Source organism: Vibrio sp. Vb1755 (genome assembly GCF_033338635.1).
Taxonomy (GTDB): domain Bacteria; phylum Pseudomonadota; class Gammaproteobacteria; order Enterobacterales; family Vibrionaceae; genus Vibrio; species Vibrio alginolyticus.
The window spans coordinates 1-15,527 of sequence record NZ_JAWOTA010000019.1; the positions used below are offsets into that span (position 1 = coordinate 1).

Consider the following 15,527-nt stretch of genomic DNA (forward strand, 5'->3'; position numbering starts at 1 on the left):
ATGAGCCAGTTTTTTTACGTTCACCCAGAAAACCCACAGGCTCGCTTGATTAATCAAGCAGTAGCAATCATTCGTAACGGCGGCGTTGTGGTTTACCCTACTGATTCAGGGTACGCACTTGGCTGTCAGTTGGAGAACAAACAGGCACTGGAACGAATCTGTCAGATTCGTCGTCTGGATGATAAGCATAACTTTACTTTACTGTGTCGTGATTTGTCGGAGCTTTCTCTCTATGCGCGAGTGGATAACTCTGCATTCCGACTGCTGAAAAATAACACACCAGGTCCTTACACCTTCATCTTCAAAGGTACTAAAGAAGTACCGCGTCGTTTGATGAATGCAAAACGTAAGACCATCGGTATCCGTGTTCCAGACAATCAAATTGCCTTGGACTTGTTGGAAGCATTAGGTGAGCCGATGATGTCTACATCGTTGATTCTACCTGGCAGTGACGTAACAGAATCTGATCCAGAGGATATTCGCGATAAACTAGAACATGCGGTTGATGTGATTCTTAATGGCGGTTACTTAGGTGAACAACCTACGACTGTAATTGACTTTAGCGAAGGTGAACCTGTTGTGGTTCGTTTGGGATCTGGTGACCCTGCACCATTCGAATAGTAGACGCACACCACCGTCAAACAAAATAGGAGGCATCGCGCCTCCTATTTTAGTTGTCATATCGAATATCTCATTGAACTTAACTGATTGAGGTTAAGCGAAATCGAAAATGTCGATACCATTTTGTTCTGCATAGTTGATGTATGCAGAGCTCACACCGTTTAGTGTCACTTCAACATTGTATTCATCACTTGAGAATACTGCCCAGCCACATTCATTGTAAGATAAAGTCAGATCATCCGCTGAATCCAAGAACGTATCTCGAATGCCATCGTTATCAGTGTCTCGGCCCATATCAAAGACAAGTTTGTCATGGAAAATATTAAAATCGACAATGTCGGCTTTAACATCAATATCGTTGGAAGACACTGGCTGATCAGGTACACCAATAGCCAGGCGGTTTGTAAGCACGAAGGTGTCGTCTCCACAGCCACCGCTCAGTACTGATTCACCATCACCAACAACGAGCGTGTCGTTACCCCAGCCACCACTCAAGTAGTTGTTGCCTGAATAATCAAAAATTGTGTCGTCGCCACAGCCACCAAAGAGTTTGTCGTTTCCTAATCCGCCGGATAGGAAATCGTTTCCAAAACCGCCAGAAACAAAGTCGTTACCTCGGCCACCAAGCAAGGTATCATCTCCCCAGCCACCGAAGACAATATCATTACCTCCGTATCCTACAAACTTATCATCACCACAGAAGCCGAAGAAAATATCGGTTGTTTCAGAGCCTTTTGTGCCTGTCATATCGTCATCTTGAGATGTCCCAAAAATCCAATTTAGGTCGAGATTTAGCATAGACATTGTTCTATTCCTTTTTGTCTGATTTATGCCAATCGCCGAGAGTGCAGAGCGAACCGAGTGAGTCAGAGTACACGATAGCATTAGTGTTATTTTTGATGTGAACTAATGACTTAAAGACAATTTTTGTCTTGTTACCCACGACCTTGCTTTGCTATGAGCGCTCATTGTCTGCGGTGATTGGTATTACTTAGCAGCAAACAGGGACGGCTTATTCTTCGTTGCTTTCTAGCAATACGAACAGTAAACACACCCCAAGTGGTTATTGTTGTAACCCTGACAATTTTATCAGGTACCGCGTGGTTAAAGTGGTTCAGGAAGACCGATATTAGTGGGATTCTCGTTGAGCAATGCCTGCTTTAAGTAGTAAAAAAGTTGCAGAATAGGACAAATATTTCGGTCATTTTTGAAGTGAATTTTGGTGTGGAGAATGGCGCCGATTTAGCTTACATTAACTAAGAAAGTTACGTATAATGTCCGACCGAAAAATCCCACTGAAATGGGTAAATAGCAAAATACAGACCAATCCTGGTCTAGACGTCTGTGAAGACGACACATAGGTAGATAAATGAGCGAAAAGTTACAAAAAGTATTAGCACGTGCTGGTCACGGTTCTCGTCGTGAGATTGAATCGTTAATTAAATCTGGTCGCGTTAGCGTGAACGGTGTAGTCGCTAAGCTTGGTGAAAGACTTGAAGACGAGAGCAGCGTAGTTCGTATCGATGGTCACATTGTCTCTGCAAAGATTCAAGAAGAAGTGATTTGTCGTGTACTTGCGTACTACAAACCTGAGGGTGAACTGTGTACTCGTCACGATCCAGAAGGTCGTCGTACTGTTTTTGATCGTCTGCCAAAAATTCGTGGCTCTCGTTGGATTTCAGTTGGTCGTCTGGATGCGAACACTTCTGGTCTTCTACTTTTCACAACGGATGGTGAACTGGCGAACCGCTTAATGCACCCAAGCCGCCAAGTTGAACGTGAATACCTAGTACGTGTGTTCGGTGAAGTAACTGAACAGAAAGTTCGTAATCTAGTAAAAGGTGTTGAACTGGAAGACGGTTTAGCTCGCTTTGAAGATGTTGTTTACGCGGGTGGTGAAGGCATGAACCACACGTTTTACGTTGTTATCAACGAAGGTCGTAACCGCGAAGTTCGTCGACTATGGGAATCGCAAGAGTGTACCGTTAGTCGTCTGAAACGTGTTCGTTACGGCGACATCTTCTTAGACAAGAAACTGCCTCGTGGCGGTTGGATGGAGCTTGACCTGAAAGAAGTAAACTACTTGCGGGAGCTTGTAGAGCTTCGTCCAGAGAAAGAAACCATGCTTGATCTGAACAAAGACAACACGTCACGCAAACGTGAGCGTGCACGCAGCCAAAAAATTCGTCGCGCAGTTAAGCGCCATGAAGAGCGTGTTAACACGCCAAAAGGTCGCAGCAACAACCCTTCTCGTCGTAAGCCGAAGAAGACTGCTGGTGACCAAGGCGCACGCAACAAGCATCGTTAATCGATAGCAAAACATCAGAAAGGCTTGCCAATTCGGCAAGCCTTTTTCTTATCTGTTACATAACAAAAGGATCTAAAGCCTATATAGAGCAGGGTGCTTTGTATAAACAAATATCTCAGCTAGACGAAAACAACAGATAAAAAAATACCAGCACTAGGCTGGTATCTTTGTTCATGATGAAGAAACGTTAATCGCGTTTCCAAAGCATATGGCAGAACTTATGTTCAGGGTCTCGGCTGATTAGCATACGAGCAAATACGTCATCAAGAACGTCATTTTCCTCATTTACTAGGCCGATACGAACCTCTGCATATACTTCTTTGTCGATCTCGAAGCCAACATGTTCAACCCAGTCATCACCGGTTTCAACAAGTTCTGCGGCACCACGATCTTCAAATTGCGCAGTAAACAGAATCACGTCAGCAGGCTCTAGGTTATCTGGAGCCATCTCAAGGAAAATGTCGTACGCTGCGTCGATGACGTCGTCGTAAGAAATCAAATCAGACATGCTTATGCTCGGCTCATGTATTTACGTTCAGCTGTGTTAATGATAACTCGGTCACCAGTTGCAATGTACTCAGGAACCTGGATGACAAGACCTGAAGCGAAGCGTGCTGGTTTAGTACGAGCAGATGCAGAAGCACCTTTGATTGAAGGGTCAGTTTCTTCAATCACTAGCTCAACAGAAGATGGTAGTTCAATACCCACTGCAGCACCGTTAACAAGGATAATGTGGATACCTTGTGTATCTTCGTTGATGAACAGCATGTCGTCTTCAACTTCATTGTGCTTGAATGTGTATTGTGAGTAGTCTTCGTTATCCATGAAGATGTGCTCATCGCCGTCAGCGTATGAGTACACAACTGCACGTTTGTTCATTTCTACCGTTTCAACAACGTCATCAGACTTGTAACGCTCATCTACACGTGCGCCCGTGTTTAGATCTGTACAACGCATTTTGTAGATTTTAGCGCCGCCACGACCGCCAGGAGTCGTTACTTCGATGTCTTTAACTAGAAGAGTTTTACCATTAGACTCGATTGCGAAGCCTTTTTTGATTTCACTTGCCTTTGGCATTGTATATTCCTATTCATACTTATTAAGCAAAACTCGGTGATTATAGCGCTAAGTTAGCCGCCTAGCATTAAAATTCATTGCAGAAATTTGTTGTTACTCCCATGACTAAACACCTGAATGGACTTGATTCAGTGAGTCGGCTAAGAGAACATATAGTCCAACTTCTTGAACCATCTGAGAACACGTTTTAAGTCATGTCTCTGCCTGTTATCGATCCTAAACAACCATTTCAACCAGAGTTTGCGCCTTTAATTAGGGAAGTCACCGCTTGTCTCAAAGGTGGACTGGGGCAAAACTTACACAGCGTTTATGTATACGGTAGTGTTGCTCGTAAAACAGCGATCGCAGGAAGGTCGAACTTAGACCTGGTTGTCGTTACTCAATCATCCTTTGAGCACAATCGCGCGACTTTGCTCAACACAATTAAGTGGCGTGCGCAGCAGAGTTACTCTCAAGTTAATGGTGTATCGGTCCGTACAGCCTTAGTGAGCGAAGTGGCTAATTTAGATAGTATTTTTACTTGGGGCTTTATGCTTAAGCATTGCTGTGTCTGTGTTTACGGTGATGATCTAGCAGAATGCTTCGGTGATTACGTCCCAAGTTGGGAAATTGCTAAGCACTGGAATATGGATGTGGAAGATTGGATTACGGTGTATCGCAAAAAAATCGTACAAGCGAAGACGATAGAAGAGCAGGTGGCCGCCCAGCGCGTGATTGCAAAAAAGTTACTAAGAGCGTCATACTCTTTGGTGATGTATCGAGATAAACGTTGGTTTGATGACCCTATACAATGTGGCAAGGTATTCTTAACTTATCATCCTGAAAAGCAGCTTGAGATCGAGCGGCTAGAAATTTTACTTTCTGGCCGGGGTATTCCCAAGCGTTCTGTTATCGGGCTAATTGATGCGTTTGGTGATTGGTTAGTCAAACAGTACCAGAAAACAGAGTTTCGTATCGGCTAAAACAACCCCATTTGTGGCGCTGAAAGCCTGTCAAAGTCCGTCCCAATGAAAGGGAGAATCGCATCCGCAACGGGTTTGAGTTGTTTATCAATGTAATGTTGATAATCAATCGGGCTATTGAGGTACTCATAAGGTTCAGGGCCGTTCACGGTAATAATGTATTCAATTCGCCCTTTGTTTTGATACTGTAATGGGCGGCCAAGCTTGGCATTTATCTCATCGGCTAAACGAGCTGCACGCACTTGTGGCGGGACGTTCTTCTGATACTCATGCAGTTTTCTTCGCAGTCGCTTTTGATACACCAACTGTTCATCAAATTCACCGTTGTTAGTTTTCTCAACCATCTCTCGGACATAGTCGCTTGGATCTTCACCATGGAAAATCATGCTATAGAGTGTATTTTGAAATTTCTGTGCTAACGAGGTCCAGTCAGTACGGGCACTTTCTAACCCTTTAAATACAATCCGTTCTTGCTCTCCTTCACCGATTAAACCCGCGTAGCGCTTTTTCGAGCCAGTTTCTGCGCCACGAATCGTTGGCATAAGGAATCTGCGATAATGGGTTTCATACTCGATTTCCAACATAGATGTTAGGTTGTACTCAGAACGCAGGTGTTCTTGCCACCAAGAGTTGATGTAATCAACTAATTGATTTCCAACAGCGTCAGCTTCTACTTGACTGTATGGTCGATTCAACGACACGAATGTGGAATCCGTATCGCCGTAAATCACTTGATATCCTTGCTCCTCAATCAGCACCTTAGTTTTCTTCATGATTTCATGTCCGCGCATGGTAATACTAGAAGCTAACCGAGTATCAAAGAAACGACATCCCGATGAGCCCAGTACGCCATAAAAGGAGTTCATGATGATTTTGATTGCCTGAGAAAAAGCTTTTTCATTGTTCTTCTTTGCCACATCACGTGCTGCCCAAAGCTTTTCAATCATTTCTGGTAAAAAGTGTTTCGTACGATGGAACTGCCCACCGCGAAAGCCAGGTACAGCCTGATTTTCTTCTTTTCCAATATCGAGCAATAACCCCTCAACTAAACCCATAGGATCAATCAAGAAAGAGCGAATAATCGATGGATATAGACTCTTAAAATCCAATACTAAAACAGAATCATATAGGTTAGGGATGGAGTCCATCACGTAACCGCCGGGGCTGGCAATCCAATTTTCAGGGTGTAGGTTCGGAGCAACGTAGCCTGCTCGGTGTATCTGAGGCATGTATAGGTTTGTGAATGCTGCAACCGAACCGCCGACACGATCCAGTTCGACACCAGTGAGACGAGAGCGCTCTATTGCAAAGTCGAGCAGGTGAGTGTGATTGAAAATCTTATTCACTAACACGCAGTCTTGTAAATTATATTTAGCCAGCGATGGTTTGTCGGAGCGGTACATACGATTGATCTCATCCATGCGGTCATGAACGTTGTGGATTTCTTTCCCTTCCCCTAAGAGTTCTTGAGATACAGACTCTAATGACCAAGACCGAAAGTGATAAGTCGCCGTTTTTAACGTATCGATACCGTCCATTACAACTCGCCCTGGAATGGAAATAAACCCTTGTTGGCTTTGAGATGAACTTCTGAAAAAGCTGGCTTGGTCTGCTCTACCAAGCATTAGCTTCATGTTGTGCCATTCTGCTCGTTTGTGTAGTAGACGAAAGTCAAAATCAATGACGTTCCAACCGACAATGACATCGGGGTCGAATTGTTTAAACCAAACGATGAGTGCTTCTAGAAGCGCTTTTTCATCCTTAACCCATTGTATCGGTGTCTCCGAAGGTTCTGGTTCTCCGATCATGATAACGCGGGAATCCATGACGCTGTCTAATCCGATTGAGTAAAGAATGCCTTTCTCAGAGCATTCTAGATCTAGCGAGACAACGTTTAACTTCGGCTCATATTGCCCCGAACGGCATTTTGCGCTCTGGACGCGTTGGTAGCCATTGGTGCGAGTCACATTGCCTGTAAACTCGATACTGCCTTTGATAAAACGCTCCATTAGGTAGCGATCGGCGAGGCGAATATCACTTTCATACGTAGTGATATCTTTTTGAGCGAATGTGTCTTTGAGTGCGAGAGCGTCTCTGGTTACATTGGTATAGCAGGCAGCAAGAGGCGTATGTTCAAACGTTTTGAGATCCAAAAGGCGGATGTCGACGAATATGTTTTTTTCTCGTGCGAGTGTCTTTGCTTGCTCTGAGTGTTTCTGAGCGATGAAAAATACTGGCTTCTCACCATTAATAAGTAACTGAGTAGGACCTGCTTCTGTCGAAAGCCACAACTCGATTTGAGTTTGACCTTTGATGTCTCGTGCCTGTCGAGTAAGCAGAAAGCCTTGTTGGATATTCAAATGTGAGAAACCTTAGAAAACTTGAAGAACGTTAGTTTAACACTAAGAACTGTAAAAATAACCAGTAAAGAAAGCGTCTCAAATTTTTGCTGGAATTAGTGATTACAAGTTAGTCTTTGGTGCAAGAGGGACAGTGTCATTTTAAGTTATAGCGTGTTTCTCTGGGCAATATGAAACCTAGTTACTTGATTTATTGTACTTAATGTTGTTAATTGTCTTTTCTTAGATTTCGGTTCTGCTCATCACGCTCTAAAATAATAGAGTGGTTTATGAATAAGTTCTTGCTAAAGTTTGCGTTTCAGCACATATTCATAGAAAGCAATTTTTTGTCGATTACGTTAGTATATAGGCAGTCATACTGATATCCACATTTAACAAATAATGGTTATGTGGGTGCAGAACCAATACAAAGTGTGGAGATACAAGTTTGATAAATGTTTTCCTTGTAGATGATCACGAGCTGGTTCGCACAGGGATACGACGTATTATTGAAGACGTCCGTGGAATGAACGTAGCAGGAGAAGCTGACAGCGGTGAAGATGCAGTAAAATGGTGTCGCAGTAATCATGCTGACGTCGTTTTAATGGACATGAACATGCCAGGAATTGGCGGCTTGGAAGCCACTAAAAAAATTCTTCGCGTGAATCCTGATGTGAAAATCATCGTACTTACCGTTCATACAGAAAACCCGTTTCCAACCAAGGTGATGCAGGCAGGTGCGTCTGGTTATTTAACCAAAGGTGCTGGCCCTGACGAAATGGTGAATGCGATTCGTGTAGTTAATAGTGGGCAGCGTTACATCTCGCCAGAGATTGCGCAGCAGATGGCATTGAGTCAATTTTCTCCAGCCTCTGAGAACCCTTTTAAAGACTTATCCGAACGTGAATTGCAGATCATGCTTATGATCACCAAAGGCCAAAAGGTAACGGATATTTCTGAGCAACTTAATTTAAGTCCAAAGACAGTCAACAGCTATCGCTACCGACTCTTTAGTAAATTGGACATTAATGGTGACGTTGAGTTAACTCACTTAGCGATTCGCCACGGAATGCTGGACACCGAGACCCTTTAGCGTGAATCCTCCTTTCGATTCGGCTTCCTTTCTCAAGACAGTAACTCATCAGCCCGGCGTTTACAGAATGTACAACGCCGAAGCTGTTGTAATCTACGTAGGTAAAGCCAAAGACCTTAAAAAGCGCCTTTCAAGCTACTTTCGAAAAAAAGTAGACAGTGAGAAAACTCGCGCGCTTGTCAGTAATATCGCCAAAATAGACGTCACGGTGACTCACACTGAGACAGAAGCGCTGATCTTAGAGCATAACTACATCAAGCAGTATTTGCCGAAATACAATGTGTTGCTGCGAGATGATAAGTCTTACCCTTATATCTTTATTAGCGGTCATAAGCACCCACGGCTTTCTATCCACCGTGGCGCCAAGAAGCGCAAAGGTGAATATTTTGGCCCCTACCCAGATTCTGGTGCAGTAAGAGAAACATTGCATTTGCTGCAAAAGATATTTCCTGTGCGCCAGTGTGAAGACACTGTCTATTCCAACCGAACGCGCCCATGTTTGATGTACCAAATTGGTCGTTGTGCAGGACCATGCGTTAATACCATCATTTCTGATGAAGAATATGCAGAGTTGGTTGGCTTTGTGCGCATGTTTTTGCAAGGCAAAGATCAGCAAGTACTCAAACAGTTGATTGAGAAAATGGAAGTTGCCAGTCAGCAATTGCGCTTTGAAGATGCCGCTAAATTTCGCGATCAAATCCAAGCGATTAGGCGTGTTCAAGAGCAGCAGTACGTCTCAGAAGACAGCATGGATGATATGGATGTACTCGGGTTTGCTCAGGAGAATGGTATCGCGTGTATCCATATCCTGATGATACGCCAAGGCAAAGTGCTTGGTAGCCGTAGCCATTTTCCGAAAATCCCACAAAATACAAGCCAGCAGGAAGTGTTCGATAGTTTTCTGACTCAATACTATTTGAGCCATAACGAAGCACGTACAATTCCTTCTCGTATTATTTTGAATCAAGAGTTGGCAGAAGATATTGCGCCAATACAGAAAGCGTTAAGTGAAGTGGCAGGCCGTAAGGTTCATTTTCATACGTCGCCAACTGGCTCTCGAGCAAGGTATCTCAAGCTTTCGAACACGAATGCACTAACGGCGATTACCACCAAAATCAATCACAAGATGACGATTAATCAGCGTTTTCATGCGCTTCGCGAAACATTGAAGTTGGAGTCTATAGCTCGAATGGAATGTTTTGATATCTCCCATACGATGGGGGAAAGCACGATTGCGTCATGTGTGGTGTTCAACAACGAAGGCCCCGTAAAGCAAGAGTATCGTCGCTACAACATTACTGGGATTACCGGTGGTGATGATTACGCAGCAATGGGACAAGCGTTGGAGCGCCGTTATTCGAAGCAATTGGACGTAGAGAAAATTCCCGACATCATCTTTATCGATGGCGGTAAAGGTCAGTTAAATCGTGCGCATGACATCATTTCGCAATATTGGGGGGATTGGCCAAAGCGTCCCATCATGATTGGTATTGCAAAAGGCGTTACTCGCAAACCAGGTTTAGAAACGCTGATTACAGTCGATGGGGACGAGTTTCATTTACCAAGCGATGCTCCTGCGCTGCATCTTATTCAACATATTCGTGATGAAAGCCATAACCATGCTATAGCGGGGCACCGTGCTAAGCGAGGTAAAACCAGACGTACGAGTGCACTCGAAGGGATTGAGGGAATCGGCCCTAAACGACGTCAGGCGTTACTCAAGTACATGGGTGGGTTACAAGAACTTAAACGTGCAAGTGTCGAAGAAATCGCCAAAGTACCGGGAATAAGTCACTCTTTAGCAGAAATTATTTTCCAAGCATTGAAACAATAAGGAAAATCGCGCAACATTAAGCCGCAATGTGTAAGAGAATAATAAAATGCGTTTGAATATCCCGAACATTCTGTCTCTTCTTAGACTGTTCCTAATCCCTGTTTTTGTGGTTGTCTTTTATCTACCTTATTCATGGGCACCGTTTGCAGCAGCAATGGTGTTTTGGGTAGCGGGTTTTACTGACTGGCTTGACGGCATGTTGGCCCGTAAACTTGGCCAAACTTCTCGTTTTGGCGCGTTTATTGATCCTGTCGCTGATAAAGTGCTAGTGGCAACGGCATTGATTCTAATCACGGAACATTATCATTCAATTTGGGTGACCATTCCTGCGGTAACGATGATTGCGCGAGAAATCATTATCTCAGCATTGCGAGAATGGATGGCTGAAATCGGTAAGCGAGCGAGTGTTGCGGTATCTTGGGTTGGCAAAGTAAAAACTGTTTCGCAAATGTTCGCCTTATGGGTGTTGATATGGCGTTACGATGAATGGATGGTTTGGCTAGGCTTTGCGGCCTTGTATGTGGCAACTTTCTTGACATATTGGTCAATGATTCAATATTTGGCTGCTGCGAAAGACGATCTGTTGAATGAAGAGCACCATTAAATTCTGATGTTAGAAAGCAGGCTTAATAGCCTGCTTTTTTGTATCTAAGACAATCTACAGCATTTTTTGCTTCTCTCGCTTTTCAATGCTTGTTAACGGCCATGCTTGCAATTTGTATCTGGGGCTTTTGCTTCGATAGAGTTCCATTTGTGATCTAAGTCTTGTTTTTGTCCTTGGAGAGTCTTAGAGAGGCGAGTCTTCTGATTATTAATACTTCAATGCACGCAACGCACGGCCAGCAGTGTAAGGCGTAGCCAAAGTTTTATGATAAACAAGTGTATTTAAGCGATTTTTAGTATTAAAACTAAGCAATCCATCGTCTTTCGCACAAATTCTAGTCAAACGATTTAAAAAAATAAAAATAGTGTTGACTCGATCGCTCGAATCCGTAGAATGCATCCCGTACCCAAGAGAGCACGGCTCGAAAGGGTGGTGAAAAGCTTAGCTTTATTCACAAATTAGGCGCCTTGGCAGAGTGGCTATGCAGCGGATTGCAAATCCGTGGACCTCGGTTCGACTCCGGGAGGCGCCTCCATTATTCTTTTGAGAGCGAATGGCTTTCGAGAAAAAATGCGACACTAGCTCAGTTGGTAGAGCGCAACCTTGCCAAGGTTGAGGTCACGAGTTCGAACCTCGTGTGTCGCTCCAAATTTTATTGATATGGCATTTAGCGGTATCAGATGGTGTTTTACTTTTCTGTAAAGGCATCACAAAGAATATTTGTGTGCCCTGGTGGTGGAATTGGTAGACACAAGGGATTTAAAATCCCTCGACGTTCGCGTTGTGCCGGTTCAAGTCCGGCCCGGGGCACCATCTCATATTAAATGCGACACTAGCTCAGTTGGTAGAGCGCAACCTTGCCAAGGTTGAGGTCACGAGTTCGAACCTCGTGTGTCGCTCCAGATTTAAGGCCTAACATGAAAATGTTAGGCCTTTTTCGTATTTTTTGAAAATCTCAAACTTCTTTTCTGTCACAGACTTCGTTAAGTAACGAACCCTTTGTCTCATTGACTCAAGTGATTGTTCATTCTGCCACTGCAAAACATCTTAGCCATTCCTACTAGTCTATGTTTAAACCATCACTTGTGGAGAATAACCACTCTTGCTCCAGGCAAAGCTGTGACGAGAATGCTATCTTTTTAAATGTTTCGGATATAGAAAGGAATGTTTTACGATTAAGCAGCACAACCTTACATCATCTGTTTAGATGAGGTGATGATATCTCAAGAATATTTGTTTAAATAACAGGTGTTTGAGAGAAGCAGAAAAGCATAGATCATGAATATGAACATGCGAGTTGCGATGGGGTATGTTTTGTTGTGATTTACATCACTGTTACTAATATGAAAAATCGTTGCCAGAAGATTTTATTTTGTGATAAATTCGCGCGCAATCTCGGAGCGTAATTAACAACGTTTGATCTCTGGGGGATACGCGTAGTGACCATTCAAGCTGATTGTGACACTGCGTAGGGTAGGTATCGGCAAAGCCTTTTGTCGATAGACGGGATACTAATGCTGTAAACGCGGCATATTAATGGGAAACCCAACATTGAAACCTTTGAATAAACACACACTAATCAGCTTCATACTGCCGAAATGTCCTGTTTTACAAAACGGGTGCATTACAGAACCTTGATTAATCCCTTTTACATATAAAGTCGCGAGTATCGTGGCGGATGATCTGTATTTGTCATTTATGCACTGACAAATGCGGAGGGGTATTCACACCTCCTGTAATTTCATTCTAATGATTATTAATACAGGATACAGAATTATTATAATTCAAGGGATTATGTAGTATGAGCACTGCCTTTGAAGTCGATAGCAATATCGCAAACATTTTTTCGTCTCAGGTTCCTATCGTTGAGGGAACGTATGACTTAACGCCAGATCAAGTATTGATTGATCAGGCTGAGCATGAATCTGAAGTACGTTCTTATCCACGTCGTTTGCCGATCGCAATTAAACAAGCCTTTGGGTGCTTGGTTGAAGATACGCGTGGACAGATCTTTCTAGACTGCCTTGCGGGGGCAGGCACTCTAGCTTTGGGGTATAACCATCCTGAAATAAACCAAGCGCTGAAAGAGCAATTAGATTCAGGACTGCCATATCAGACGCTAGATATTGCAACATCAGCAAAAACGACGTTTATTCAATCCGTTAAATCTTTTCTTCCTCAAGAGTTAAGTGAGAACAGCGTTATCCAATTTTGTGGCCCGTCTGGAGCTGATGCGGTTGAAGCTGCTATCAAGCTCGCGAAACAGACTACTGGTCGCAACACTATGTTTGCCTTCCGTGGCGCATACCATGGTATGACTAATGGTACGATGGGGATGATGGGTAACTTAGGTACGAAAGCTCGTCGAACTGGTTTGATGTCGGATGTGCACTTTATGCCTTTCCCATACAACCTGCGTTGTCCTTTTGGGCTTGGCGGTGATGAAGGTGCGAAAGCAAGCATTCGCTATATCGATCGTCTTTTAAACGATGATGAGTCAGGCATTATGAAGCCTGCCGCGATTATCGTGGAGCCAGTGCAAGGTGAGGGTGGTGTTGTTCCTGCGCCAGCATTCTGGCTACGAGAGTTACGTCGTATTTGTGATGAACACGGTATCTTACTGATCTTCGATGAGATCCAGTGTGGTGTTGGTAAAACTGGCTACAATTTCGCGTTCGAAGAGTCGGGCATTGTTCCAGATATTCTGTGTTTATCAAAAGCAATTGGTGGTGGCTTACCAATGTCGCTATTGGTTATCAACAAGCAACATGATACATGGAAGCCGGGCGAGCACACAGGTACATTTCGTGGTAACCAGCTAGCTATGGTCTCTGGTGCGAAAGCATTAGAAATTATCCAGCGTGATAACCTTGTTGAGCATGCCAATATTGCGGGTCAGTACCTGCGCTACGGCCTTGAAAGTATTCAAAAGCGTGTGAACTGTATCGCAGAGGTTCGTGGCAAAGGTTTGATGCTAGGCGTGGAGATTAAAAATCCAAACGGTGAGCTCAATAAATTTGGTGAACCTCAAGCGGATAGTGAACTCACACTTTCTATTCAACGCGCAGCACTCGAGCGTGGCTTGATCGTTGAGAAAGGTGGACGCGAAGGCGCAGTAATTCGTTTCCTTCCTCCTCTTATCATCTCGTTTGAACAAATCGACTTTGCTTTACGTGTATTTGAAGACGCGATTTTAGCGGCTGGCGGTAGTCACATCGAAACTCAGCCACAAGATGAATGGAAGAAGCATTTCATCCACACTGGAGAGATGGGCAGCAATGAATTTGCTTCGGTGATGAATCACACTACTACGGCAATGAAGTCAGTGTTTGAACAAGTGACTGCACCGTATTCAGGTATGGATCCAAAAGCATTGGAAGCAGCGATTCACGACGTTGATCTTGATAATGGAAATGCGCCTCTTAAATCCGTTATCGACGATGCTGCTGAGCTGGTCGCGAAAAACGCAATTTTTACTCAACATCCAGATTGTATTGCTCACCTACATACTCCACCGTTGATGCCAGCGATTGCGGCAGAGGCAATGATTGCGGCTTTGAACCAGTCTATGGACTCATGGGATCAAGCTTCATCAGCGACTTATGTTGAACAGAAAGTTGTGAACTGGCTATGCGATAAATATGAGTTAGGTGAAAAAGCGGACGGTATCTTCACGAGCGGCGGCACGCAAAGTAATCAAATGGGTTTGATGCTTGCGCGAGATTGGATTGCTGACAAACTCAGTGCACACTCAATTCAAAAGCTTGGCCTTCCTGAATACGCAGACAAGCTACGTATTGTATGTTCGAAAAAATCCCACTTCACGGTTCAAAAATCAGCGTCTTGGATGGGATTGGGTGAAAAAGCGGTCATGACCGTCGATGCTAATGCCGATGGAACGATGGATGTCACTAAATTAGACGAAGTTCTCAATCAGGCCAAAGCAGAAGGTTTGATCCCATTTGCCATTGTTGGCACCGCGGGTACAACGGATCACGGTGCTATTGATGACTTAGACTTTATCGCCGATATCGCAGCGAAACATGACATGTGGATGCACGTCGACGGTGCATACGGTGGAGCTCTGATTCTAAGTAGCCAAAAAGCGCGTCTGAAAGGTTGTGAGCGTGCACATTCCATCAGCGTAGACTTCCATAAGCTGTTTTACCAAACCATCAGTTGTGGTGCGCTATTGGTAAATGACAAGTCTAACTTTAAATTCCTGCTTCACCATGCAGACTATTTGAACCGCGAACACGACGAACTACCGAACTTGGTGGATAAGTCTATTGCGACAACTAAGCGTTTTGATGCGCTCAAAGTGTTTATGACGATGCAAAGCGTAGGGCCAAAAGCCCTAGGCGATATGTATGATCATTTGCTTGAACAGACGCTTGAAGTGGCGGACATGATTCGAGATAACAAACACTTTGAGTTGTTGGCTGAACCATCACTATCTACGGTTCTGTTCCGAGCGACACATGAATCAGCGGATCTTGATGAACTGAACAAAACGTTGCGCTTAGAAGCGTTAACACGCGGTATCGCGGTATTGGGTGAAACCATTGTCGACGATAAAACTGCATTGAAATTTACGATTTTGAACCCGTGTCTGACGACAGCGGACTTTGAATCTTTGCTCTCGAAAATCAATACGCTAGCGGCAGAGCTAGTTTAACAAAGGTAACG

Annotated in this window: 11 protein-coding genes and 4 tRNA genes; 11 read left to right on the top strand and 4 right to left on the bottom strand. The window is 44.0% G+C overall.

What is annotated here, in order from left to right; all coding sequences use genetic code 11:
- A partial coding sequence (locus R7E00_RS15980; protein WP_005376791.1) for an L-threonylcarbamoyladenylate synthase occupies positions 1–621 on the top strand: 621 nt, incomplete at its 5' end.
- Positions 622–714: 93 nt separating this feature from the next.
- Here the strand turns inward: R7E00_RS15980 and R7E00_RS15985 are convergent.
- Positions 715–1,425 (bottom strand): calcium-binding protein, encoded by a 711-nt coding sequence (locus tag R7E00_RS15985; RefSeq protein ID WP_005376796.1) that lies wholly within the window; start codon positions 1,423–1,425, stop codon positions 715–717.
- Positions 1,426–1,990: 565 nt separating this feature from the next.
- Here R7E00_RS15985 and rluB point away from each other — a divergent pair.
- Complete coding sequence (gene rluB / locus R7E00_RS15990; RefSeq protein ID WP_005376798.1) at positions 1,991–2,929, top strand: 23S rRNA pseudouridine(2605) synthase RluB; 939 nt, start codon at positions 1,991–1,993, stop codon at positions 2,927–2,929.
- A 187-nt stretch (positions 2,930–3,116) separates the two neighbouring features.
- Here rluB and R7E00_RS15995 read toward each other — a convergent pair whose 3' ends face one another.
- The gene (locus R7E00_RS15995) at positions 3,117–3,437 is read right to left on the bottom strand and encodes an HI1450 family dsDNA-mimic protein (protein ID WP_005376800.1); all 321 of its coding nucleotides are present in this window, start codon (positions 3,435–3,437) and stop codon (positions 3,117–3,119) included.
- A 2-nt stretch (positions 3,438–3,439) separates the two neighbouring features.
- Positions 3,440–4,006: an elongation factor P-like protein YeiP gene (yeiP, locus tag R7E00_RS16000; protein ID WP_005376801.1), complete on the bottom strand. Its 567-nt coding sequence runs from the start codon at positions 4,004–4,006 to the stop codon at positions 3,440–3,442.
- Positions 4,007–4,200: 194 nt separating this feature from the next.
- On the opposite strand from yeiP, the gene R7E00_RS16005 reads away from it, so the two are divergent.
- The gene (locus tag R7E00_RS16005; protein WP_170890390.1) at positions 4,201–4,968 is read left to right on the top strand and encodes a nucleotidyltransferase domain-containing protein; all 768 of its coding nucleotides are present in this window, start codon (positions 4,201–4,203) and stop codon (positions 4,966–4,968) included.
- Here R7E00_RS16005 and R7E00_RS16010 read toward each other — a convergent pair.
- Positions 4,965–7,328: a DNA polymerase II gene (locus tag R7E00_RS16010; protein WP_262606221.1), complete on the bottom strand. Its 2,364-nt coding sequence runs from the start codon at positions 7,326–7,328 to the stop codon at positions 4,965–4,967. The genes R7E00_RS16005 and R7E00_RS16010 overlap by 4 nt on opposite strands.
- 427 nt (positions 7,329–7,755) lie before the next feature.
- Here R7E00_RS16010 and uvrY point away from each other — a divergent pair, with 427 nt between their 5' ends.
- The 8 genes from uvrY (at position 7,756) to R7E00_RS16050 (ending at position 15,516) form a co-directional block, all read left to right on the top strand.
- The gene (gene uvrY / locus R7E00_RS16015) at positions 7,756–8,400 is read left to right on the top strand and encodes a UvrY/SirA/GacA family response regulator transcription factor (protein ID WP_005386783.1); all 645 of its coding nucleotides are present in this window, start codon (positions 7,756–7,758) and stop codon (positions 8,398–8,400) included.
- A gap of 1 nt (position 8,401) precedes the next feature.
- Positions 8,402–10,234: an excinuclease ABC subunit UvrC gene (gene uvrC / locus R7E00_RS16020; RefSeq protein ID WP_080773718.1), complete on the top strand. Its 1,833-nt coding sequence runs from the start codon at positions 8,402–8,404 to the stop codon at positions 10,232–10,234.
- 46 nt (positions 10,235–10,280) lie between these two features.
- Positions 10,281–10,838 carry a CDP-diacylglycerol--glycerol-3-phosphate 3-phosphatidyltransferase gene (pgsA, locus tag R7E00_RS16025; RefSeq protein WP_005394805.1) on the top strand — a complete coding sequence of 186 codons (558 nt, stop codon included), beginning with the start codon at positions 10,281–10,283 and terminating at the stop codon, positions 10,836–10,838.
- Between the two features lie 461 nt (positions 10,839–11,299).
- Positions 11,300–11,373, top strand: a tRNA-Cys gene (locus tag R7E00_RS16030).
- A 37-nt stretch (positions 11,374–11,410) separates the two neighbouring features.
- Positions 11,411–11,486, top strand: a tRNA-Gly gene (locus R7E00_RS16035).
- A 78-nt stretch (positions 11,487–11,564) separates the two neighbouring features.
- Positions 11,565–11,651 (top strand) — tRNA-Leu (locus tag R7E00_RS16040).
- 13 nt (positions 11,652–11,664) lie between these two features.
- Positions 11,665–11,740: transfer RNA gene (locus tag R7E00_RS16045), tRNA-Gly, on the top strand.
- Positions 11,741–12,639: 899 nt separating this feature from the next.
- Positions 12,640–15,516, top strand: coding sequence for a pyridoxal phosphate-dependent class III aminotransferase (locus R7E00_RS16050; RefSeq protein WP_262606222.1), 2,877 nt, complete (start codon positions 12,640–12,642; stop codon positions 15,514–15,516).
- Positions 15,517–15,527 lie beyond the last annotated feature (11 nt).

Coding starts and splice junctions, on each gene's coding strand:
- R7E00_RS15985 (WP_005376796.1), bottom strand. CDS start 1,425: ATGTCTATGCTAAATCTCGACCTAAATTGGATTTTTGGGACATCTCAA.
- rluB (WP_005376798.1), top strand. CDS start 1,991: ATGAGCGAAAAGTTACAAAAAGTATTAGCACGTGCTGGTCACGGTTCT.
- R7E00_RS15995 (WP_005376800.1), bottom strand. CDS start 3,437: ATGTCTGATTTGATTTCTTACGACGACGTCATCGACGCAGCGTACGAC.
- yeiP (WP_005376801.1), bottom strand. CDS start 4,006: ATGCCAAAGGCAAGTGAAATCAAAAAAGGCTTCGCAATCGAGTCTAAT.
- R7E00_RS16005 (WP_170890390.1), top strand. CDS start 4,201: ATGTCTCTGCCTGTTATCGATCCTAAACAACCATTTCAACCAGAGTTT.
- pgsA (WP_005394805.1), top strand. CDS start 10,281: ATGCGTTTGAATATCCCGAACATTCTGTCTCTTCTTAGACTGTTCCTA.
- R7E00_RS16050 (WP_262606222.1), top strand. CDS start 12,640: ATGAGCACTGCCTTTGAAGTCGATAGCAATATCGCAAACATTTTTTCG.